Genomic DNA, 23,411 nt, shown 5'->3' on the forward strand with positions numbered 1-23,411 from the left:
CCGCTCCGAAGCCGAAGGCCACCGACGCGGTGCCCACCGCCGCCGCCGAACCCAGCACGACGAAATCACCCTCCAGTACCGACGCCCCGGCTCGCACACGAGCCGAGGCGCCCCCACAAACCCAGGCGCCCAAACGCGCCCCGGCTCGCACACAGGCCGAAGCACCCCCACAGACCCCTGCGCCCGAGCAAGCCCCCGTGTCCGAGCGCGCTTCTGCGCCTGAGCAAGCACCCGCCCCGGCCACCGCGCAGGCCCCTCCTGCCCGTGGGTCCGGGAAAACCCCTCCTGCTCCTACTCCCGAACAAGCCTCCCCTGCCCCTGCCCCTGCCCCTGCCTCTGAGCAAGCACCCGCCCCGGCTCCAGCCCCCGAAGCCGCGCCGACACCCGCCCCTGAAGCGAAGCCGTCCGAGTCGTCGTCGCGGGCATCCGCCGACGCGGACGGGAGCGACGCCCCCGCCGCCGGAAAACCGGCGCCCATGGCCACCAAGGCCAAGCGCACGCCGGTGCGACAGGGACAGGAGGCCGACCACGCCTGGCTGCGTGACGCGTACGGAGCGCAATGCACCAAGGCGGTCGCGGAAGTGTCTTCCCTGGTCAAGGGCGTTACCGGACGGGACGGAAAGCCGCTCTTCGCCGAGGCGGCGATCACCGACCTCGCTGCCGTGCGCATCTACCTGACGAAGCCGGGCCAGGACAGCGGCAATCGCTCCGATGCGGCCGAGACCCGGCGCCCGATGCTTCGGTGCGTGAGCGCAGGCCTGCGCTTGCTGCGTCCCCACCGCGGAGTGGTGACCCTCCGCTCCAAGCTCGGTCCCGAGGAGATCCAGTGGTACACGGACAAACAGCTGATCCTTGACAGGGGACTGTGTTCGGTCAGAGTCTCCGGCGGTCCTGCGGGGAAGGGAAACGTCGACTTCTTGATCTGGTCGGAGACCGCACGTCCGACGGGGCCCGTCGATCCCGAGCGACTCGGCCGGGCGCTCTTCCTCCCCGGCACCCGCTTCAAGACGCTGCGTGTCGATGCCGGTGAACGAAGCACCGTCCTGCTGCGGGAGTTCGCCTCCATTGAGGACGCGGCCGACCACGAGGCCGATCGCGCCGCGGTGTCGGCGCTGGACGAATTTCGCCGGACAGCCCCGGGCACGGCCACGGCCGGGGGAGAGGACTGGCTGGCCAGGCCTCCGGGGCTCGCCCCCACCAACCGCCTCTGAGACGGGCCACCGCACGCGGCCCGCGAGGCAACGAAGCCGCCGGCCGGGGCGATTCACCGCTCTTCCGCCGTCCGGGACCACGGAGGGTGCCGGCGCGGACCGGCCGGTGGCGTAGTCCATCAGCCGGGGCCGGCGTTCCCCGTCGTGACCCGGCCCATCGCGCAGCCGGTCGATCGGCGGGTGCCGAGCGTCTTCGGCGTACCCCGCAGCCTTGCCGCCGTGGTCAGCCGGCCTCCTCGGACGGCGCCGGGCCGTGCTCCGAAGCGGACGGGCGTGTCTTGGGGACGGTGGAGCGACGCGCGGGAGGGATGGCCCGGGCAGGAGCGGTCGGCTTCGTGAGCTTCACCACGGGATCCGCCAACTGCCTGCGGACCAGCGCGTGAAGGTGTCCGGTCTCCTTGGCGAGCAGCTTCGCCGGTGTCCCCTGTTCGACGATTTTCCCCTCGGACATGACGATGACCCGGTCGGCGTCCATGACCGTTGACAGGCGGTGGGCGATCACCAGGCGGCTGGCCTTGAGTTGGCGGGTGCTCTCGGTGACGACGCGCTGGGCCTCGTTGTCGAGCGCGCTGGTGGCTTCGTCGAAGTACAGGATGCGCGGTCGGCGTACGAGGGCCTGAGCGATCATCAGACGCTGTCGCTGCCCGCCGGAGATGGTGCCGCTGCCGCTGGAGACCACGGTGTGCAGTCCCATCGGCATGCGCTTGATGTCGTCGGCCAGACCGGCCATCTCGGCGGCCTCCCAGATCTCGTCCTGGGTGAAGGAGTCCGCACCGCGGATGCAGTCCAGGATCGTTCCGGTGAGCGGCTGGGCGTTCTGAAGGACGACTCCGCACTGACGGCGCACGGCCGCCTGGTCCAGAGACGCGAGGTCCTGCCCGTCGTAGAGCACTTTGCCGGAGAGCGGCTTCTCGAAGCCGATCAGCAGGCGGAGAAGAGTCGATTTTCCGCAGCCGCTGGGGCCGACGATCGCGACGAACTCGCCCGGGTCCACACGCAGCGACACGCCGGCGAGGGCGGGCGGGCCATCGGCGCGGTAGCGGAAGGAAAGGTTCTTCGTTTCGATGGCGCCGCTCAGCGGTCCGGGCTGCGTACTGCCGCCGGCCACCTCGGGCAGGACGTTCAGGATCCGGTTGACCTGCTCCACCATGGGCTGGACGGTGGTCGCCGACACGAGTGCCCCGGACAGCTGGGTGACCGCGCCCAGCAGCATCGTCACCGAGGTGTTGAAGGTCAGGAAGGCGCCGGCCGACATACTGCCGCGGGCCGGCCCGGCCAGCAGCATGTACATGATGAGCGAACAGAGCGGCAGGTAGACGCCGTTGACGACGGTGGTGAGGTTCATGATCCGCCCGGCGCGCTGGTGCAGCTGCCGGGAACGCGCGAAGTTCTTGGCCCAGGAGGCGAAGGCGAAGCTCTCGGCCGCCGCGACGCGCAGTTTGGGCAGCCCTCGCAGGGTCTGGAACGTCTGGTTGTTGAGCTTGTGGCCGATCGCGACCAGCTGACGCTGCGAGCGCAGTCCCCACAGCCCCAGGGCGAAGAAGACCGCTCCGATGAAGACCAGCATGGCGATCGCGGCGAGCGCCAGCGGCGCACTCAGCCAGAAGAGGAGCCCGATGTTGATCACTCCGATGGTGATCGCCTGGACGATCACCGCCCCGGTGCCGGACAGCACGCTCCGGATGGAACTGATGCTCATCGCCACGCCGGCCAGCTCACCGGTGGAGCGCTTGGCGAAGAAGCTGGTGGGCAGCCGTAGCAACCGGTCCCACACAGCGGGCTGCAGGTTGCTCTCGATACGTCCTTCCAGCCTCAGCACGGTGAGGCTCTGGAGCAGCATGAACGCGGCCGTGACGATGCTGCTCATCATGAGGGCGAGAGCGACCAGGACGATGAGATCCTTCTCGGCGTTCGGTACGTACACGCCCAGTACCTTGCCCGTGGCGATCGGTACCAGCGCGCCCAGACCGATCGTCATCAGCGCGCTGATGACGAGGTTGCGGAGGTCGAAGCGGGTGCCGCGGAAACTGAAACGCAACAGCCCCGACCTGGTCAGAGGCTCTTCGGGCAACGGCCGGTAGAACATGATTGCGCGCGGTGCGAGTTTCTTCGCCTGTTCCGGGCCGATGCGGGTACGCGTCTCCGCGACCGGGTCGACCTCTTCGTACCGGCCGCGCCGCCACAGCAGCGACACGGGTTGCCCGGACTCTTCCCGGTAGCCGACCAGCGGGCCGGCGTCCGCGCGCCACCACGGGCCGCTCAGCCTTACCTCGCGGGTACGGACCCGGGAGAAGAGAGCCAAGCGCTGCACCGGGCCGACGCGTTCGTCGAGTGCGACGCCACTGGGAGGTCTGGTGAGCGTGATCCCGGCCGCCTCGGCGACCTGGCGGCAGACCGCGAACGTACTGTCGTCGGTCTTTCCGGCCGAGGCGACGGGCTCCCGCCGACCGCTGTACTTGCCCCCGATGGAGGCCAGAAGCGTCTGGTCGGCGCGCGCCCGGACGGCTTCGCCCGCTCTGACGCTCGCAGCCGCTCGCTGTTCGTGGTTGTGCTCGGTCCGGTCGATCCAGCGGTCGATCGCAGAGAGCAGCCGGTACTGCCGGTTCACCATCCACTGCCACAGCGCCCCGTCGAGCAGAAGACCGGCTTCGGCTCCGCCCTTCCGCTCGGAGCCGTACTGCACGCTGCCGGGCGAGACCGGCATCCACTGGACCTGTTCGGCGAAGGCCGCGTTCTCCGTCGCGACGCTCTCGGTCGCAGTGGGGCCGTCCGTCAGGGCCGCGATCATGACGCCCATGCCAAGCACCGTGCCCTGCGCGAAGGCACGCTCCAGCGGCGCCGCCGTATCGTCGTCGTCTTCCTCGATGTCATACGTGAGGTCGTCGGTGAAGGCCTCGGAGCCGCTCGGCGAATTCAGCGGGATCCGCCGCATGCGGCAGTCCGCCGAGAGTCTGCCGAGCAGGGTGTGCCGCGGCCCGGTGACAGGCCCGAGCAGCAGGGACCCGGGATCGAGACGGCCGAGGAAATGCCAGGGGCCGTCCTGCGACGCGTCCACCGCGAAGAGGTCGAGAAAGCCGCTCACGACCAGCCAGAGCACCTCCGGCCCCTCGAGCGGCACCGTTCCGCTCCCGTCGGAACCCTGCACGGGGGTGCCGAGAGCGCCGAGCACGTCCGTCACGGAGTCACCGGCGCCCGGCCCCTGCTCGGCGGACCTGGGGGGAAGTACGGATGACACGTCAGCCCTCCTTGACCAGTTGTGCGTACCGGCCGCCCGCGGCGACGAGTTCGCGGTGACGGCCACGTTCGATGACTTCCCCGTGGTCGAGGACCACGATCTCGTCGCTGTCGCGTACCGTGCTCAGCCGGTGGGCGATCACGACGCACGCGCAGCCGCGCCGTCGCAGGTTGTCGATGATGATCTGCTCGGTTCCCGCGTCCAGGGCGCTCGTCACCTCGTCGAGCACCAGCACGTTGGGCCTCCGGACCAGGGCCCTGGCGATCTCGATCCGCTGGCGCTGACCGCCCGAGAAATTACGGCCGTCCTGCTCGACCCGGCTGTCAATGCCCTCGGAACCGCGGGCCATCACATCGTCGTACAGGGCCGCGTCACGCAGCGCGGTGACGACCGCCTCATCCGGAATCGACGGGTCCCACAGCGCCACGTTGTCGCGGACGGTGCCTTCGAAGAGGAAGACGTCCTGGTCGACGAAGGACACCGAGGCGGCGAGCGCACTGCGGGGGATGTCCTCGAGGAGCTTGCCGTCGATCCGGATCTCGCCCTCCCAGGGGGCGTACAGTCCGGAAATCAGCCGGGAGACGGTGGACTTGCCGCTGCCGGACCCTCCGACGAGCGCCACCTGCTGGCCCGGTCGGACCGACAGCGAGAAACCCTTGAGCAGCGGTTCGTCCAGACGGCTGTAGCCGAAGGTGACGTTCTTCAGGGTGACATGGCCCGTGAGCCTGCGCGTGACGTCGTCCGGCTCCTGGCGGGAGAAGAGGGGATCGGCGGGGAAACTCTCGACATCCTTGAGCCGGACCACGTCGGCGCCGAAATCCTGGACACGGCCCGCCACGCCGTTCAACCGGGTGACCGGCGCGGTGAAACGCGTGACCAGTGCCTGGAAGGCGACGAGCAAACCGATCGAGATCGCTCCGTCCACCGCCCGCAGCCCGCCGATCCACAGGATCAGCGCGCTGTTGAGCGTGGCGAGGGTCGGCGCGACGACGGCCAGAGCCGCGCTGGGCACACCGAGGCGCTGCTTGTCCTCCAGCGTGGCCGCGTGCTGTCCGGCCCAGCGGCTGAAGAAGCCGTCCTCACCGCCCGTGGCCTTGAGGGTTTCGATGAACTGAAGACCGGTGTAGGACGTGTTCGTGAGCCGTGCGTTGTCCGCGCGGAGCTTCTGGGTGTGCGTGGACCTCAGCCGGATCACGATTCTCATGGCCGCGACATTGAGCAGCGCTATCAGCACGCCCACGAAAGTCAGTTGAGGGTCGTACGTCCACAGAAGGACGGCGTACAGAGTGACGACCATCCCGTCCACCGCCGCCGCCGTGAGGTCGCGCGCCAGTGTCTCGGCCACCGCCTCGTTGGACTGGAGGCGGTGAGCCAGATCGGCGGGGCTGCGCTGCGTGAAGAACGTCACCGGCAGCTTGAGGAGATGACGCAGAAAGCGGGCGCTGGTGAGCGTGGACGAGATGACGCGCCCCCGGAGCAGGTGCGCTTGCTGCAAACCCGTCAACACCGCGGTGAGCACCACCATGACAGCCAGAGCCGGGAAGATCGTTCCCAGCAGAAAGGTCTGACCGCCCATGAGGAAGGAATCGATGTACATGTGGCTGAGCGCGGGCACCGCCGCGCCGACCGCGACGAGCAGCACACTGGAGATCAGCGCGGCGAGCAGGGTCCCCCTGGTCCCCCGCATCCGCTCCGGAACCGCCTTGAGCGCACTGGGCCGACTGCCCCCCGGACGAAAGGTGTCCGACGGCTCGAACAGCAGAACGATGCCGGTGTAGCTGGTGTCGAAGTCCTCGGCCGGGACGAAACGGCGCCCCCGCGCGGGGTCGTTGATGTACACACCCTGCTGACCGAACCGGCTCGCCATGCCCTCGTACACGACGAAGTGTCTGAACTCCCAGAAGAGAATGGCCGGCGCCCGTATCTCGGCGAGTGCCGCCGCCTCCATCTGCATGCCCTTGGCCTGCAGGTCGTATCGGCGCGCGGCCTTCAGCAGGTTGTTCGCCCGCGACCCGTCACGCGACACCCCGCAGACCAGGCGCAGTTCCTCCAGGGACACATGACGTCCGTGGTGTGCGAGCACCGAGGCCAGCGACGCGGGACCGCATTCCACCGCCTCCATCTGAAGGACCGTGGGCGTCCGGACGACGCGCTGTTTCGTCCTCTTCTCTCCCGGGGCCCACCGGGTCCCGCCCTTCGGCGCCCTGTGCCGTCCGCCGCCGGGTCCGGGCCCCGGCGGCCGCGCGGAGGATGAGAGCCGCTGGGCCGTCGGTGGAGTCGCCGATCCATTCGTCGGCGGAGTCGCCGGTGCGGAGCCGGTCCCTGTGGTCACGAGAGCAGCCAATCGATCGGGCGCTGTTCGGCAAGGTGGATGGTGGCGCTGATCAGTGTCATGGATTCGGGCGCGTGCCGCGGTCCGTCGGGGGAGGACCACACGTATCCCGAGGCGGTGTGTTTCGAACGGTCCAGCAGCACCATCACGGCCACCGGCTGCCCCTCCCGGGAGAAACGGTCGGCCAGCTGCGCGCTTCCCAGGAAACCGGCGATCCCCAGGCGCGTCTCGGTGGTCTGTCCGACCGTTTCCACCCGGCCGCTCAGCAGTCCGTGTTCCCCGGGTGACACGGACTGCACGGTGAGGTCCACCCGGTCCCCCCTCGACACGGTGGCGGCACTCTGCGACGACAGGTAGAGCACGGCCTTGAGAGGCGCGTCGGCACGATCCACCAACTCCAGGGACGCCACCTCCGTCCCCGGGGCGACCACAGCGCCGATCGCGGTGGCCAGCGTCGTCAGGCGGCCGGCCGCGACGCTCTTGACGACCTCGCTGCCTTTCGCGGTGCGCACCTTGACCACGGGGGCTTCCGCGGCCACCATCTGCCCTTCCTTGGCCACTACTTCGGTGACCTGACCGGCGACGGGGCTCTGCAGGACGTAACTGCCCTGCCCATGAGTGAGAACACCGGAGGTGTTGAGCGTCGGCGTCACGGAACCGGTCACCGCCCAGAGGAAAGCGGCGAGCACGACGAGCACGGTCACACTGAGAACCAGCAGTCCTTGAGGACGGACGAGACGTACTGGAAGGTCGATCTCATCTGATGACTGCAGTTTGGAAAGTGCCTGCTGGCGGAACTTCACGAGTGCTCTCCAGTCATTCGATCCGAACCAGCCCGACACCGGGATCGAGGTGTTTCATGATCCGATCTTCGTGGTGCGCAGGTCAATCTACGGGGTCGCTCATCACGGATTGTTCCAGCAATGGCCATCGTTTTTTTTAGCGTGCCCCCGTCCCGGCGGCGCTCCGTCCGCCTGCCACAAGGGCGAGATCCGGCCCGTCGCGGCACCCTGCGGAACTCCCGGCAGGGAGAGGCCTGGCGAGCGGGGAGAGCGGGCTCGCCATGAACCCGCGAACCGTCGGTGCACCGCGAGCAGGTGGAAGAGGAGCGGCTGGCAGGTCCGTGGTGACACGGTGTTGACATGACGAACACGAAGAGGCCCCCGGACCCGCGTTTCCGCAGGTCAGGGGGCCTCATTCGATGTGGAGCCTAGGAGAGTCGAACTCCTGACATCTGCCATGCAAAGACAGCGCTCTACCAACTGAGCTAAGGCCCCTTGACGGGTCGGCGTAGCTGAACCGCGGAGGCGGTTCGGCCAGTGCCGGAGACAACTCTACCGGGTGTTCCGCGCGATCTCGTAAAAGGACGAGGGCTCCCCGTCCACGACCACGCTCCGTAAGATGCCCAACAGGTTCGCAGCAGCGAAGCTGCCGGACGGGGAAGCGATGGGGAGACCGCGATGGACGCCACACAACAGGACTCGACCGCGAGAGCCAGAGAGCTGCAGCGAAGCTGGTACGGGGAGCCGCTGGGGGCGCTCTTCCGTCGTCTCATCGACGATCTGGGCCTGAACCAGGCCCGGCTGGCCGCGGTTCTCGGGCTGTCCGCGCCGATGCTGTCCCAGTTGATGAGCGGGCAGCGCGCGAAGATCGGCAATCCGGCCGTGGTGCAGCGGGTGCAGGCGTTGCAGGATCTGGCGAGGCAGGTGGCCGACGGCAGCGTCAGCGCCGCGGAGGCCACCGACCGGATGGACGAGATCAAGAAATCGCAGGGCGGCTCCGTCCTCACCGGCACCACGGGCCAGACGGCCAACGGTTCCGGAGCGCCGACCGTGCGCCGCGTCGTGCGGGAGATCCAGTCGCTGCTGCGGTCCGTCTCGGCGGCCGGCGACATCATCGACGCGGCCAACGCTCTCGCGCCGTCCCAGCCCGAACTGGCAGAGTTCCTAAGGGTGTACGGCGCGGGCCGCACCGCGGAAGCGGTCGCCCATTACGAGGCGCACCAGAGCTGAGCCGTACGACACAACGGGGGGCACGGCGCAATGGGTGAGGTCTTCGCGGGGCGGTACGAGCTGATCGACCCGATCGGGCGGGGCGGTGTCGGTGCCGTGTGGCGGGCCTGGGACCACCGGCGCCGCCGCTACGTGGCGGCGAAGGTCCTGCAGCAGAGCGACGCGCACACACTGCTGCGCTTCGTCAGGGAACAGGCGCTGAGGATCGATCATCCGCATGTCCTCGCCCCGGCCAGCTGGGCCGCGGACGACGACAAGGTCCTGTTCACCATGGATCTGGTGAGCGGCGGTTCGCTGGCGCATGTGATCGGCGACTACGGTCCGCTGCCGCCGCGTTTCGTGTGTGTCCTTCTCGACCAGCTGCTGTCCGGCCTCGCCGCCGTGCACGCCGAGGGGGTCATCCACCGCGACATCAAGCCCGCCAACATCCTCATGGAGGCGACCGGCACGGCGCGGCCGCACCTGCGGCTCTCCGACTTCGGCATCTCCATGCGGCAGGGCGAACCGCGCCTGACGGAGACCAACTACGTCGTGGGGACGCCCGGTTACTTCGCACCCGAGCAGATGATGGGCGCCGAGCCGGACTTCCCCGCCGACCTCTTCGCGGTCGGTCTGGTGGCTCTCTTCCTCCTCCAGGGCCAGAAGCCCGACGCCAGGGCCCTGGTCGAGTATTTCGCCGAGCACGGGACCCCAGGGGCGCCGCAAGGCATCCCTGAGCCGCTGTGGCAGGTCTTGGCGGGCCTGCTCCAGCCCGATCCGCACGCGCGGTTCCGTACGGCCACGGGGGCGCGCAAGGCCCTGACAGCGGCGGTGGAGCTGCTTCCTGAGCCGGGACCCGGCGACGAGACCGCCGAGACCGTCGAGGTCTTCGACCAAATCGGCCCGCTGCCCGCCGAGTTCGGCCCATCCGGTCCGCTCGCCGCCGAGCCGCAGCAGCCACAGCAGCCACAGCAATCGCAGCCGGAGCCGGAGCAACACCCCGGAACGCCTCTCTCCGCGCCCTCGTCCCCCCACGCGCCCACCCCGCCCGACTCCCCCGCCGTCTCACAGACCGGCAGCTTCCGTCTTCCCCCGCCGCCTCCGCCCTCCGACCGGCCGCAGCCCCAACTGCCCCAGCAGCAGCCGCAGTACCCCGCCCCCGTCGCTCCTCCCGCCTCCCCGCCCGACCTGGCCCAGGCGCAGACGGCAGGGGCTCGCCGCGAACACGTCCCCACTCGTCCGTATACCGCTCAAGACCACCCGGTTCTCCCCCTATCGGCCGCCTCGCACGCCTCGCATGCCACCCACGCTCCGCGCGCTCTTCATGCCGCCGCCAAACGACCGGGGCCGCCCCCGAAGGTGACCGTCCCGGTTCTGCTGATCGCGCTGGTCTGCTTCGCGGTGGGTATCTGGGCGCTGGCCCAGCCGTCCGGCTGAACTACCAGGCCGGCGGCGGCCCGTACCCCTGGCCCTGCCCGTACCCCTGGCCCTGCCCGTACTCCTGGCTCTGGACCTGGCCGTACCCCTGCCCCTGCCCAGGTACGTCCGGACCCCGGCCCGGTTCCCCGGCCGCGCGCCGCCGGGCCAGCAGCGTCCATACGCCGAGCCACGCCACGAGCACGGTCCCGGTGCCGATCCCGCCGGCCGCGATCAGCCGCATCGTGCCGCTCCTCGCCGCACCGGCGTCGCTCAGCCCGTCCGACGCCTCGCCCCTGTCGTCGCCGGACACGTCGAAGATGCCCGGGTCGTCCGCGTACCCGGGCCCGCTCTTCGCCTTGCCCTCGACGTTCACCTGGAGGGTCAGCCTGTACGGTTTCTCGCCGAACACCTCGCCCACCTTCGGGTTGAGGCTCACCCGCAGGTAGTACCAGCCGGCGAAACGCATGCTCCGCTCTCCGACGCTGAAGGAGAAGCGGTTCTCGTACGCCACCGGTGGCATCGGCGGGATCGACGTCGTCTTCTGCTTGCCGTCGTACAGAACGGAGTTGCCGCTGTCGACCAGGCCGAGCGCCGGGTTGTACAGCGCCAGGGAGAGCGCGCCGGGGACCAGTCCCGTTCCGTCGGAGCTGCTGCCCAGATCCGCGCTGGTGAAGAGCTGCTGTCCCCAGTCCACCGGCACCCGGTAGAAGAGGGATTCGCCGGGCTTGATCTCCGCCGACCACTCGCCCTCCGTGAGCCCCTTGGCGTCGTAGAAGCCGGCGCCGCCCGCGCGCGACCGCGGGTGGTCGGTGAGCGGCACGGGGGAAGCGCTCGGCCAGCTCTTCGGCGCCTCGGTGGGACCCTCCTTGAGGAGGCCGGGTTCCGAGACCTGACGCAGCTCCAGTTCCCACGGTCCCGGGTCCGACGCGGCCCCGCTGGTCCGCTCGACGACGACGTAGTAGGAGCCGGCCTCCTGGCAGGGAGCGAACTTGCCCTTGCCGCTCTCCCGGAAGGCATAGGCCGCGAGCGGCCGGGAGAACTGGCCCGCCGAGCCGAAGCGTTCGCTGTTGGAACCGCAGTCCCTACCGTCACGATTCTGCAGGGAAACCTCGATCCTGTCCGAGAAGCTCACCTTCGCACCCGGGGCCGGCACCGCCACCGCCGACACGTACTCGTTCGTCTCGGCGTCCAGGTCCACCCGGTAGAAGAGTGTGTCGCCGGGACCGATCGAGTCACGGTAGGCGGAACCGGCCCCGAGCCCCTTCGCGTCGCTCGTCGTCGCCGCGCCGCTGACCCGCGCCGCCCCGGGCTGGAAGGCGTACGGACCCGGCTCACCGGCCGCCCAGGACTGCCCGGGCAGCGCCGCCACCACGCACACCGCCGCCGCCCCGGCCAGCGCCGTCCTCGCCAACCTCCGGGCCCCGTAGAGCCGTTGGGATCCGCTCCGGGCCCTCATGCCGTCCGCCGTCACGCGCTCCCCCTTCACGCGCCGCCTGCTGACGCGCTTCCCCTCGTAGCTCCCGACGCCCCGCGCCGCACCCGTACGTACCCGAACCCAGCGACCAGAACGGCCGTGGCGGCCGCCGCCGTCGCCACGATCGCGTCGCCGGTCCATCCTGCCCCGGCGCTCCGGCCGCTGTCCGCACGGTCGCCCGAATAAGCAGCGCGCCCCTGCGAATCGGCCCGCCCGCCCTTGCCGCCGGCCACCGCCGAAAACCGGCCACCGGCCACCGCCGGGAACCGTACTGCGGCCCCATCCGTACCGGGGCCTCCACCCCGTACGTCAGCTCCGGCGGCCAACGCGCCGTGTCTGGAAGGGGTTTGCTCTCCGGCTCGACGACCAGGCCGGTACGTACCCGCCGCGCCGCATCTCCGGTCGCCGTCCTCGCTCGGGACGCGGCGAAGGCCGAAGCGAGCGGTGTCGCGCCCTCGTCGTCGGGCATCACAGGATCGCGCGGGCGGCGATCGCGCCGTCGGCCTGGCGTGGCAGGCCCTGCGCGGTTCCGCGGCGACAGACCGACGGGGGAGCCGCCCCACCGGACCGTACTGCCGCCACAGCGCCGGCCAGGGCTGCCGGACCGGACGGCAGCACCGGACGTACGAGCCGGGTTTCCGTACAGTCGGCCGGCTGACCGGCGCCGTGCACCGACGTCTCTCCGCCGCGCACCCGCGGCCACGCCGGAGAGACGTCGGACAGCGCGTCCGCCACGGTCCCGGCCGTGGACCGGGCGCCCTCCGCCCGTGTGCGGCCCGTGCGAGCGCCGTCCTCTCACCCCCACTGGATTTGCCTTAGCAAGGCAAGATTTTGCGTGAGTGAATTCAGGGAGGTCGCCGGAGGCGGTCCGCGCCGGCCCCACAGGCCCCCGAGCAGCACGAAACCCCGGCCGCTCGGCGGCCGGGGCTCGGTTCAGGACTGCTGCGACTCAGACACCCGAGCCTGCGGGCACGGAGTCGGTCGCCTCCGTCCACAGATCCTGCTCGGCGCGGTCCGCCTGGATCTGGCGGTACACGAGGAGCCCGCCGATGGCGGCCAGTGCGAGCAAGAGAAGCTTCTTCATCGCGCGACCTCGTCTTTCCTTGACGTAGTGGACTTCAGGCGCCCGACTATACACACCGGCCGATACCGATCCGGGTGCCTGCCCGCGCCCCGCAGACGCGTCAACTCGACCGTGTAAAGAGTTCCACCGCAGAAGTCCTCTCATGCCAAAGGCCCCTCAGTCACGGATGACTGAGGGGCCTTTTACGCGGTGGGGCTAACAGGATTTGAACCTGTGGCCTCATCCTTATCAGGGATGCGCTCTAACCAACTGAGCTATAGCCCCGCGCTGCCCCTGAAGATTAGCGCACTTCAGGGGCAGTACCAAAATCGATACCCGGTCCTACTCGTCCTCGGCCAGCGTGAGCTCAACGCCGCCCACAAAACCGGCCGAGAGGTTGTAGATGAAGGCACCCAGCGTCGCCAGCGCCGTCGCGAGCACCACGTCGATCACCGCGATGACCGAGGTGAAGATGAGCACCCTCGGCAGCGACAGGAACGACTGCAGATCGAAGCCATTGCTCTCGTTCGAGCCCGTGGCCTCACTGATCGTTCCGCCGACCGTCGAGAAGACGCCCATCGCGTCCATGACCATCCACAGCACCGACGCCGCGACGACCGTGCACACACCGAGCGCGATGGAGAGCAGGAAGCTGACCTTCATCACCGACCACGGATCGGCCTTCGCCACCCGCAGCCGCGCCTTGCGTGTACGCGGAGTGGTCCGCGCGCCCGTCCGCGGCCGGCGCACCGCGTCCGCCTGCTGCCCGGGACCGGCACCCGTGCCACGCGGCTGGCCCTGGCCGCCCTGCGTACCGCCCGGTGAGGGGTACGCCTGCGGCGGATGGTACGGCTGCGCGGAATCGGAGCCGTAGGTCTCGTACGGGGGCTGCTGCCCCCGGGTCTCCGTCATCCTTACCCCCTGGGAGTCCGTGGCAGGGCCACGTGCACCGTTCGCTCCGGAAGCGGCCGATCCGGCGCCCGTGGCTCCACTCACGCTCTACTCCTCGTGCTCGCCGACCGAAGGCTCCGTGCCCTCGGCGGCCCCGGCCGTATCGGCCTGTGCCGAAACGGCATCTGCCGCGACAGCGTCTTCGGTCCCCGGGTCTTCCGTCCCGTCGACCTCTTCAGCCTCACGGCCTGCCTCTGCGTTGCGGGCGATGCCGACGACGGCATCGCGCTTGCCCAGGTTGATCAGTTGGACGCCCATGGTGTCACGGCCCGTCTCCCTGACTTCGCTGACTCGCGTACGAATCACGCCACCGCCCAGGGTGATGGCCAGGATCTCATCGGTTTCCTCGGTCACCAGCGCGCCGACGAGGGAACCGCGGTCCTCCACGATCTTCGCAGCCTTGATACCGAGGCCACCACGGCCCTGGACGCGATACTCCCGGATGGGCGTCCGCTTCGCGTACCCGCCGTCCGTGGCCGTGAAGACGAACGTACCGGGCCGGACGACATTCATCGAGAGCAGTTCGTCACCCTCGCGGAAACTCATCCCCTTCACGCCGGATGTGGCACGGCCCATGGGCCGCAGCGACTCGTCCGTCGCCGTGAACCGGATCGACTGCGCCTTCCTGCTGATGAGGAGGAGGTCGTCCTCCGCGGACACCAGTTCGGCGCCGATCAGCTCGTCGTCCGCGCCCGTCTCCGTCTCCCGGAGGTTGATCGCGATGACGCCGCCCGAACGCGGTGAATCGTAGTCCTTGAGCGGGGTCTTCTTGACCAGCCCGGCCTTGGTGGCCAGCACCAGATAGGGCGCCGCCTCGTAATCACGGATCGCCAGGATCTCGGCGATCTGCTCGTCCGGCTGGAAGGCCAGCAGATTGGCCACATGCTGACCCCGCGCGTCCCGCCCGGCGTCCGGCAGTTCGTAGGCCTTCGCCCGGTAGACGCGGCCCTTGTTCGTGAAGAACAGCAGCCAGTGATGCGTCGTCGACACGAAGAAGTGGTCGACGATGTCGTCTTCCTTGAGCTTGGTGCCACGTACGCCCTTGCCGCCGCGCTTCTGCGAGCGGTAGTCGTCCGTCTTCGTACGCTTCACATAGCCGCCGCGCGAGATCGTGACGACGATGTCCTCCTCGGCGATCAGGTCCTCGATGGACATGTCACCGTCGAAGGGCACCAGCTTGGAGCGCCGGTCGTCGCCGAACTTCTCGACGATGACGGCCAGTTCCTCGCTGACGATCTGACGCTGCTTCTGCGGCGACGCCAGGATCGCCTGGTACTCGTCGATCTTCAGCTGGAGTTCGTCGTGCTCGGCGACGATCTTCTGCCGCTCCAGCGCCGCCAGCCTGCGCAGCTGCATCTCCAGGATCGCGTTCGCCTGGATCTCGTCGATCGACAGCAGCCCCATCAGGCCCGTACGCGCCACATCGACCGTGTCGCTGCGCCGGATCAGCGCGATGACCTCGTCGATCGCGTCCAGGGCCTTGAGCAGACCGCGCAGGATGTGCGCCCGCTCCTCGGCCTTGCGCAGCCGGAACTTCGTACGGCGGACGATGACCTCGATCTGGTGCGTCACCCAGTGCCGGATGAACGCGTCCAGCGACAGCGTGCGCGGCACGCCGTCGACCAGCGCCAGCATGTTCGCGCCGAAGTTGGTCTGCAGCTCGGTGTGCTTGTACAGGTTGTTCAGCACGACCTTGGCGACCGCGTCCCGCTTCAGGACGACCACGAGCCGCTGGCCCGTGCGCGAGGACGTCTCGTCGCGGACGTCCGCGATACCGCCGACCTTGCCGTCCTTGACCAGGTCGGCGATCTTCTGCGCGAGGTTGTCCGGGTTGGTCTGGTACGGCAGCTCCGTGACCACCAGGCACTGGCGGTTCTGGATCTCCTCGACCGCGACCACCGCGCGCATCGTGATCGAACCGCGGCCCGTGCGGTACGCGTCCTCGATGCCGCTGCGTCCCACGACCAGCGCGCCCGACGGGAAGTCCGGGCCCTTGATCCGCTCGATCAGCGCGTCGAGCAGCTCTTCCTGGCTCGCGTCAGGGTGCTCGAGCGCCCACTGCGCGCCGGCCGCGACCTCACGGAGGTTGTGCGGCGGGATGTTCGTGGCCATACCGACCGCGATACCGGCCGAACCGTTGATCAGCAGGTTCGGGAACCGGGCCGGCAGGACCGTCGGCTCCTGGTTGCGGCCGTCGTAGTTGTCCGTGAAATCGACGGTCTCCTCGTCGATGTCCCGGAGCATCTCCATCGACAGCGGCATCAGCTTGCACTCGGTGTACCGCATGGCGGCGGCCGGGTCGTTGCCGGGAGAGCCGAAGTTACCGTTGGAGTCCACCAGCGGCATCCGCATCGACCACGGCTGCGCGAGGCGGACCAGCGCGTCGTAGATCGAGGAGTCGCCGTGCGGGTGGTACGTACCCATGACGTCACCGACGACGCGGGCGCACTTGTAGAAGCCCTTCTCGGGCCGGTAACCGCCGTCGTACATCGCGTACAGGACACGGCGGTGTACGGGCTTCAGTCCGTCCCGTACGTCCGGCAGCGCGCGCGAGACGATGACGGACATCGCGTAGTCGAGATACGAGCGCTGCATCTCCGTTTCGAGCCCGACCGGCTCGACCCGCATCGCCAGCCCCTCCACCGCGGCGACCTCCTGCACGACGATGGGCGCCGCGGCGGAGTCGGGGGTGTCAGGACTGCCGGGTGAGTCGGGAGTCTCGGGGGTACCGGGGGTGTTCTCGTCGGCCATTGCTGGTCAGTGTTCCTTTCGGCCTTGTCGAATCCGTCAGCTGAGGCCGACTCAGATGTCGAGGAAGCGGACGTCCTTGGCATTGCGCTGGATGAACGAACGCCGCGCCTCGACGTCCTCCCCCATCAGCACCGAGAACAGATCATCGGCCTGGGCCGCGTCGTCCAGGGTGACCTGGCCGAGCACCCGGTGGTCGACGTCCATCGTGGTGATCCGCAGTTCCTCGGCGTTCATCTCGCCGAGGCCCTTGAAGCGCTGGATCGAGTCCTCGCGGATCCGCTTGCCGTTCTGCTTGCCCAGCTCGATCAGGGCATCGCGCTCCCGGTCGGAGTACGCGTACTCGAAGTCGTCCCTGCCCCACTTGATCTTGTACAGCGGCGGGCGCGACAGGTAGACGTGCCCGGCCTCGACCAGCGGCCGCATGAAGCGGAACAGGAACGTCAGCAGCAGGGTGTTGATGTGCTGGCCGTCGACGTCGGCGTCCGCCATCAGGATGATCTTGTGATAGCGGAGCTTCTCGATGTCGAAGTCCTCGTGCACACCGGTGCCGAACGCCGAGATCAGCGCCTGGACCTCGGTGTTCTGGAGGATCTTGTCGATCCGTGCCTTCTCGACGTTCAGGATCTTGCCGCGGATCGGCAGGATGGCCTGGTACATCGGGTTACGGCCCGACTTCGCGGAACCACCGGCCGAGTCACCCTCGACGATGAAGATCTCGCACTTGGACGGGTCGTTCGACTGGCAGTCGCTCAGCTTGCCCGGCAGGGACGCGCTCTCCAGCAGGCCCTTGCGACGGGTCAGGTCACGCGCCTTACGGGCCGCGACCCGGGCCGTGGCGGCCTGGATCGCCTTGCGGATGATGTCCGCGGCCTCGTTCGGATGCCGGTCGAACCAGTCCGTCAGGTGCTCGTGCACGATCTTCTGCACGAAGGTCTTCGCCTCGGTGTTGCCGAGCTTCGTCTTCGTCTGACCCTCGAACTGCGGCTCGCCCAGCTTCACCGAGATGATCGCCGTCAGACCCTCGCGGATGTCCTCGCCCGCCAGGTTGTCGTCCTTCTCGCGCAGGAACTTCTTCTCGCGCGCGTAGCGGTTGACCAGACCGGTCATCGCCGCGCGGAAGCCCTCCTCGTGCGTACCGCCCTCATGCGTGTGGATCGTGTTCGCGAAGGAGTACACGCCCTCGCTGTACTGCGTGTTCCACTGCATCGCGATCTCGACCGAGAGCATCCGCTCCTTGTCCTCGGCCTCGATGTCGATGACCGTCGGATGGATCAGCTCGCCCTTGCGGGAGTTGAGGTACTTCACGAAGTCGACGATGCCGCCCTCGTAGAAATACGTGACCGTCCTGACCTGCTCGGCCTCCGGCACCTCAGGCGTGTCCGTGCCCGCGACATCCGCGCCCGCGACAGCCTTCGCCGACTCGCGCTCGTCGGTCAGCGTCAGGGTCAGGCCCTTGTTGAGGAACGCCATCTCCTGGAAACGCCGGGACAGCGTCTCGAAGGAGTAGACCGTCGTCTCGAAGATGTCCGCGTCGGCCCAGAACGTGACCGTCGTCCCGGACTCGGCCGTCTCCTCGTTGCGGGCCAGGGGCGCCGTCGGCACACCGAGCTTGTAGTCCTGCGTCCAGCGGTGGCCGTCGCGCTTGACGTCGACCGCGACCTTGGACGACAGCGCGTTCACGACGGAGACACCCACGCCGTGCAGACCGCCGGAGACGGCGTACCCGCCGCCGCCGAACTTGCCGCCCGCGTGCAGCACCGTGAGGACGACCTCGACGGCCGGCTTGCCCTCGGACGGGACGATGTCCACCGGGATACCGCGGCCGTTGTCGATCACGCGTACGCCGCCGTCCGCGAGGATCGTGACGTCGATGGTGTCCGCGTGCCCGGCCAGGGCCTCGTCGACGGAGTTGTCGACGACCTCGTAGACGAGGTGATGCAGACCACGCTCACCGGTCGACCCGATGTACATACCGGGCCGCTTGCGGACCGCGTCCAGGCCCTCGAGCACGGTGATCGCGCTCGCGTCGTACGAGGCGGTCACCTCGCCGTGCCCACCAGGGGCAGCGGACGGATTCTTCTCATTGGGGTTGCCGGAATCGGCCACGAAGCGCCCTTTCTGGCACAGCACAGGCCGTTCTCCGGCTCGCGGGAGCGGCTGCGTCGTTCGGCATGCGTCAGCATCTGATGACGGTTCCCGCAAGCAGAGCGGGATTTGACACCAGTCTACCGGTAGCGCCGACCCGAATGGGGGTTTGCCGGTACCTGAGTCCGCATGTGCCGCCCTGAATGAGCGGCTACCGACTCCCCATATCGGGGAAGGGGCTCCAAGAGGCTCACACGGGCATTGAGCGCTTCGGCCTGTCAACCTCCCGCTACGGTGAGGGACGCCTCACTCTTCACCCCTGTCCGCTCAGGGCACGGCGGTCCACGGCAGGCCTCGCACAGGCCCCCGGGGCAGCGGCCCGGACGAAGCGCGCCCGGGTCAAGGCAGGCACGGCCCGGTCAGCCGTACGTGTCTCCCGGCCCCTTGCTGCCCGGTGCCCGCAGCCGCCCGTACCGCTGCGGCGGACCGCTCGGACCGAGGACTTTGAGCAGCCGTACGGTGCCGTGGCCCAGGTCCTCGTTCAGCCGGGCCACCAGACTCGGCGCCAGCAGCCGCAGCTGGGTCGCCCACGCCGTCGAATCGCACTGCACCGTCAGCACACGCTCGTCGTTGCTCTCGTCGTACTTCGTGGGTACGCAGTGCTTCGCCACGTCGTCACCGACGATCTGGGGCCAGCGGCCCATCACCCCGCCCACGGCGGCCGGGGCCTCCCAGCCGCGTTCCGTGATCAGCCGGTTGATGGCCGCGCCGAGCGGCAGCGGATCGCGGCCGTCGGCACGCGCCCCGGAGCGCAGCCCGCCGCCCCGCCTGGCCTGCTTCTTCTGCTGCGCGGCGTCACCACGTGCCCGCGCCTGCTCCTTCGCCGCGCGCAGCGCGACCCGGGCGAGATCGACGCCGGACGACTGGGGCGCTTCGGGGGGCGCGGGCGTCCCGTCCGACGCCTCCGGCAGCTCGGGGCCGGGGCTGCCGGGCCTCCGCCGGCCGCTGCCGCTCGCGTTGCCGCTCATACCCGCTCCACGACGCCGTCGGCCACCATGAAGCGCGCCCCCGCGAGCACGCCGGGCACGTCGTCGTCCACCGCCGCCGTCACCAGCACCTGCTCGCCGTGGACCACCAGCTCCGCCAGACGCTCGCGGCGCCGGGCGTCCAGCTCGGCGAACACGTCGTCGAGGACCAGCACCGGCTCATTGCCCTCGGACCTCAGCAGGTCGTACGAGGCGAGGCGCAGCGCCAGCGCGTACGACCAGGACTCGCCATGGCTCGCGTACCCCTTCGCCGGCAGCTGTCCCAGCTTCAGCACCAGGTCGTCGCGGTGCGGGCCGACGAGCGTCACGCCCCGCTCGACCTCCTGCTTGCGCACCTCGGCCAGCGCGGCCATCAGCTGCGCGTACAGCTCGTCACGGCTGTGCGCGATCTCGGCGCCGACCGCGCCGCCGGCGTTTCCGGCACGTGCGGTGTTTCCCGCGTTTCCGGCGTTTTCGGCGGAGGAACGGTACTCCAGCGTGACGGGCCCGCCGCCGGGCGCCAGTTGCTCGTACGCCTTGTCCGTCAGCGGCTGGAGCGACGCGATCAGATCGCCCCGCTGCGCCAGCAGCTCCGCGCCCACCCGCGCCAGGTGCTGGTCCCACACGTCCAGCGTCGAGAGGTCCATGCCGCGGCCGCCGTGCCGTCGCGCCATCGCGGCCGATTTCAGGAGCGTATTGCGCTGTTTGAGGACGCGGTCGTAGTCGGACCGCACCCCGGCCATCCGCGGCGAACGCGCCGTGATCAGCTCGTCCAGAAAACGCCGCCGCTCACCCGGATCGCCCTTCACCAGCGCCAGGTCCTCCGGCGCGAAGAGCACGGTCCGTACGATTCCCAGCACGTCGCGCGGCTTGACCTGCGAAGACCGGTTGATACGGGCCCGGTTCGCCCGGCCGGGGTTCAGCTCGAGCTCGACCAGCTGGGAGCGCTCGCCCTGGGTGACGGCGGCCCTGATCACCGCGCGTTCCGCGCCCATCCGCACCAGCGGCGCGTCGGACGAGACCCGGTGGCTGGCGAGGGACGCCAGATAGCCGACCGCCTCGACCAGATTGGTCTTCCCCTGCCCGTTCGCCCCCACGAACGCGGTGACGCCCGGATCGAGCGGAACCTCGACCCGGGCGTACGACCGGAAGTCGGCCAGCGACAGATGCGTGACGTGCATGGATGTGCGCCGGCCTCCCGGATGCGGAGTTACTTCTCGGACTTCTTGGGCTCGCTCGCCGCGACGGCGTGACCGCCGAACTGGTTACGCAGCGCGGCGATCATCTTCATCTGCGGCGAGTCGTCCTGCCGGGACGCGAAGCGCGCGAACAGCGAAGCGGTGATCGCGGGCAGCGGTACGGCGTGGTCGATGGCCGCCTCGACTGTCCAGCGGCCCTCGCCGGAGTCCTCGGCGTAGCCCCGCAGCTGCTCCAGGTGCTCGTCCTCGTCCAGGGCGTTGACCGCGAGGTCCAGCAGCCAGGAACGGATGACCGTGCCCTCCTGCCACGAGCGGAAGACCTCACGGACGTCGGTGACGGAGCCGACCTTCTCCAGCAGCTCCCAGCCCTCGGCGTACGCCTGCATCATGGCGTACTCGATACCGTTGTGAACCATCTTGGCGAAGTGGCCGGCGCCGACCTTGCCCGCGTGAACGGCGCCGAGGTCACCCTCGGGCTTGAGCGCGTCGAAGATGGGCTGCACCTTGGCGACGTTCTCCGGCGTGCCGCCGTACATCAGCGCGTAGCCGTTCTTCAGGCCCCAGACGCCACCGGAGACACCGCAGTCGACGAAGCCGATGCCCTTGATGCCCAGCTCGACCGCGTGCTTCTCGTCGTCCGTCCAGCGGGAGTTGCCGCCGTCGACCACGACGTCACCGGGGGACAGCAGCCCCGCCAGCTCGTCGATCGTGGCCTGCGTCGCCGCACCGGCCGGGACCATGACCCAGATCACGCGCGGGCCCTTGAGCTTGTCGACAAGCTCCTTGAGGCTGTGGACGTCCGCGATGTCCTGGTTGCGGTCGTATCCGATGACGGTGTGGCCTGCGTGGCGAATGCGCTCGCGCATGTTGCCACCCATCTTGCCGAGACCGACGAGACCGAGCTCCATCAGTGGTTCCTTAAGCGTCGAGGCGATTTTGTACCTACGCCCGAGATTACGCCGGGGCGCCCCTTCTCACCTGTGGGGTCAGCCGCTCAGCCGTACAGGCATGATCAGGTACTTGTAGGCGTCGTCCGCCTCCGCCGTGACGTCGGGCTTGCCGCTGAGCAGCGCCGGCTTCGTGGAGGTCGTGAAGGACAGCTGCGCCACGGGGGAGTCGATCGCGCTCAGACCGTCCAGGAGGAAGGTCGGGTTGAAGGCGATCGAGATGTCGTCGCCCTCCAGCTGCGCGTCGACCCGCTCCACAGCCTGTGCGTCGTCGCTGGAACCGGCCTCGAGGATCAGGACGCCCTGCTCGAAGCTGAGCCGCACGGGGGTGTTGCGCTCGGCGACCAGCGCGACGCGCTTGACGGCCTCGACAAACGGCGGGGTCTCGATGACCGCGACCGAGTTGAACTCGGTCGGGAAGAGCGTCCGGTACTTCGGCAGGTCGCCTTCGAGCAGCCGCGTGGTCGTCCGGCGCCCCGCGCCCTCGAAACCGATGAGCCCCTCACCGGCACCGGAGCCGGAAAGCGCCAGAGTGACGGTGTCACCGCTGGTCAGAGCCTTGGCGGTGTCCAGCAGCGTCTTGGCGGGCACCAGCGCGACCGCGGAGATGTCCGCGGCTTCCGGCTTCCACAGGAACTCGCGGACGGCGAAGCGGTAACGGTCGGTCGAGGCCAGGGTGACCGTGTCGCCCTCGATCTCGATCCGTACGCCGGTGAGCACGGGAAGCGTGTCGTCTCGCCCGGCCGCGATCGCCACCTGGGCGGCGGCGGAGGCGAAGACCTCACCGGGGACGGTGCCGGTCGCCGTCGGCATCTGGGGCAGTGCCGGGTACTCGTCCACGGGAAGCGTGTGGAGCGTGAACCGGGAGGAGCCGCAGACCACGGTCGCCCGTACACCGTCGGTGGAAATCTCCACGGGACGGTTGGGCAGCGAGCGGCAGATGTCGGCCAGCAGTCGTCCTGAGACGAGGACCGTGCCCTCTTCCTCGACCTCGGCGTCGACGGCGACCCGTGCGGAGACCTCGTAGTCGAAGCTGGAGAAGCTGAGCTTGCCCTCCTCCGTCTTCAGCAGAAGGCCCGCAAGGACAGGCGCCGGCGGGCGGGCAGGGAGGCTGCGGGCCACCCAGGCCACCGCCTCCGCGAGTACATCGCGCTCCACCCGGATCTTCACCGGAACCGCCTCCTGCTGTTGCTGTCTCGCCCTGCTGGCCTTCGTCGTCGGCTGTGATGCCGGGGACCAGTCTGACCTACGGCACCGACACTCGGTGCTGCTGCGGGTCAAGTCGCTTCGACAGCTCGGGAGGGCTCCGGGCCCAAGTTGTGCACAGCCCCCACTTCGAAGCAGACCCCTCGATAACTATGAGTGGGAGTAGTAGTAGGCCTTGTGGAAACGGTGGATAACGCCATCTGCGCAGGTCAAGGCCGTTTTTTTGTCCACCGGGCCTGTGGGTCCGGCCGTGGACAACCAGCCGCTTCTGTGGACGGCGAAAAGTTCTGCACAACCGATGCACAGGACAGGGGTACTTCTCCCCAGGGCTGTCCCCAGCTTTACCCCGGTTCCCCACAGCCCAATCCGGCTCCTTGGTGTGATGCCTTTCACTCGACCCGGTGATCCGGGGTGTCCCGTTGCCGAACAGTGGACAGTGATGTGGACAGCTTGTGGGCAACGCGCCTCGCCCTGTGGGCCGCCGGTGGACAACGAGGGCGAAGCCCTGTGGATAAAATTTCC

At 69.1% G+C, this 23,411-nt stretch carries 15 protein-coding genes and 2 tRNA genes; 3 read left to right on the forward strand and 14 right to left on the reverse strand.

Features of this window, described 5'->3' with window-relative positions:
• The first annotated feature begins 476 nt into the window (after positions 1-476).
• A complete protein-coding gene (locus ACIP6N_RS11560; protein WP_401814771.1) occupies positions 477-1,211 on the forward strand; it encodes a hypothetical protein in 735 nt (244 codons plus the stop codon).
• Between the two features lie 223 nt (positions 1,212-1,434).
• On the opposite strand, the gene ACIP6N_RS11565 is transcribed toward ACIP6N_RS11560, so the two are convergent.
• The 4 genes from ACIP6N_RS11565 to ACIP6N_RS11580 all read right to left on the reverse strand — a co-directional run bounded on the left by ACIP6N_RS11565 (position 1,435) and on the right by ACIP6N_RS11580 (position 8,055).
• Positions 1,435-4,446: an NHLP bacteriocin export ABC transporter permease/ATPase subunit gene (locus tag ACIP6N_RS11565; protein ID WP_401814772.1), complete on the reverse strand. Its 3,012-nt coding sequence runs from the start codon at positions 4,444-4,446 to the stop codon at positions 1,435-1,437.
• A 1-nt stretch (position 4,447) separates the two neighbouring features.
• Positions 4,448-6,568: an NHLP family bacteriocin export ABC transporter peptidase/permease/ATPase subunit gene (locus ACIP6N_RS11570; protein ID WP_401814774.1), complete on the reverse strand. Its 2,121-nt coding sequence runs from the start codon at positions 6,566-6,568 to the stop codon at positions 4,448-4,450.
• 206 nt (positions 6,569-6,774) lie between these two features.
• Positions 6,775-7,581 carry an HlyD family efflux transporter periplasmic adaptor subunit gene (locus ACIP6N_RS11575; RefSeq protein ID WP_401814776.1) on the reverse strand — a complete coding sequence of 269 codons (807 nt, stop codon included), beginning with the start codon at positions 7,579-7,581 and terminating at the stop codon, positions 6,775-6,777.
• Between the two features lie 401 nt (positions 7,582-7,982).
• Positions 7,983-8,055, reverse strand: a tRNA-Ala gene (locus ACIP6N_RS11580).
• A gap of 183 nt (positions 8,056-8,238) precedes the next feature.
• Here ACIP6N_RS11580 and ACIP6N_RS11585 point away from each other — a divergent pair.
• Together ACIP6N_RS11585 and ACIP6N_RS11590 are read left to right on the forward strand one after the other, a co-directional pair.
• Entirely contained in the window at positions 8,239-8,790 is a 552-nt protein-coding gene (locus ACIP6N_RS11585; protein WP_401814778.1) for a helix-turn-helix domain-containing protein, read from the forward strand.
• Positions 8,791-8,820: 30 nt separating this feature from the next.
• Positions 8,821-10,206, forward strand: coding sequence for a serine/threonine-protein kinase (locus tag ACIP6N_RS11590; RefSeq protein WP_401814780.1), 1,386 nt, complete (start codon positions 8,821-8,823; stop codon positions 10,204-10,206).
• A 1-nt stretch (position 10,207) separates the two neighbouring features.
• Here ACIP6N_RS11590 and ACIP6N_RS11595 read toward each other — a convergent pair whose 3' ends face one another.
• The 10 genes from ACIP6N_RS11595 to dnaN form a co-directional block, all read right to left on the reverse strand.
• Complete coding sequence (locus tag ACIP6N_RS11595) at positions 10,208-11,644, reverse strand: hypothetical protein (RefSeq protein ID WP_401815233.1); 1,437 nt, start codon at positions 11,642-11,644, stop codon at positions 10,208-10,210.
• A 967-nt stretch (positions 11,645-12,611) separates the two neighbouring features.
• Positions 12,612-12,746 (reverse strand): DLW-39 family protein, encoded by a 135-nt coding sequence (locus tag ACIP6N_RS11600; RefSeq protein ID WP_401814782.1) that lies wholly within the window; start codon positions 12,744-12,746, stop codon positions 12,612-12,614.
• A gap of 190 nt (positions 12,747-12,936) precedes the next feature.
• Positions 12,937-13,010, reverse strand: a tRNA-Ile gene (locus ACIP6N_RS11605).
• A 57-nt stretch (positions 13,011-13,067) separates the two neighbouring features.
• Positions 13,068-13,637: a DUF3566 domain-containing protein gene (locus ACIP6N_RS11610; RefSeq protein ID WP_401814783.1), complete on the reverse strand. Its 570-nt coding sequence runs from the start codon at positions 13,635-13,637 to the stop codon at positions 13,068-13,070.
• Positions 13,638-13,724: 87 nt separating this feature from the next.
• Positions 13,725-16,427 carry a DNA gyrase subunit A gene (gene gyrA / locus ACIP6N_RS11615; RefSeq protein ID WP_401814785.1) on the reverse strand — a complete coding sequence of 901 codons (2,703 nt, stop codon included), beginning with the start codon at positions 16,425-16,427 and terminating at the stop codon, positions 13,725-13,727.
• Positions 16,428-16,478: 51 nt separating this feature from the next.
• Positions 16,479-18,557: a DNA topoisomerase (ATP-hydrolyzing) subunit B gene (gene gyrB, locus ACIP6N_RS11620; RefSeq protein ID WP_401814786.1), complete on the reverse strand. Its 2,079-nt coding sequence runs from the start codon at positions 18,555-18,557 to the stop codon at positions 16,479-16,481.
• A 374-nt stretch (positions 18,558-18,931) separates the two neighbouring features.
• Positions 18,932-19,540: a DUF721 domain-containing protein gene (locus ACIP6N_RS11625; protein ID WP_401814788.1), complete on the reverse strand. Its 609-nt coding sequence runs from the start codon at positions 19,538-19,540 to the stop codon at positions 18,932-18,934.
• Positions 19,537-20,718, reverse strand: coding sequence for a DNA replication/repair protein RecF (gene recF, locus ACIP6N_RS11630; protein ID WP_401814790.1), 1,182 nt, complete (start codon positions 20,716-20,718; stop codon positions 19,537-19,539). The genes ACIP6N_RS11625 and recF overlap by 4 nt, the downstream gene beginning before the upstream one ends.
• A 29-nt stretch (positions 20,719-20,747) precedes the next feature.
• Entirely contained in the window at positions 20,748-21,644 is an 897-nt protein-coding gene (gnd, locus tag ACIP6N_RS11635; RefSeq protein WP_401814791.1) for a phosphogluconate dehydrogenase (NAD(+)-dependent, decarboxylating), read from the reverse strand.
• 78 nt (positions 21,645-21,722) lie between these two features.
• A complete protein-coding gene (dnaN, locus tag ACIP6N_RS11640) occupies positions 21,723-22,853 on the reverse strand; it encodes a DNA polymerase III subunit beta (protein WP_401814793.1) in 1,131 nt (376 codons plus the stop codon).
• Between the last annotated feature and the right edge of the window lie 558 nt (positions 22,854-23,411).

The organism is Streptomyces sp. NPDC088725, from assembly GCF_044751305.1.
Taxonomy (GTDB): domain Bacteria; phylum Actinomycetota; class Actinomycetes; order Streptomycetales; family Streptomycetaceae; genus Streptomyces.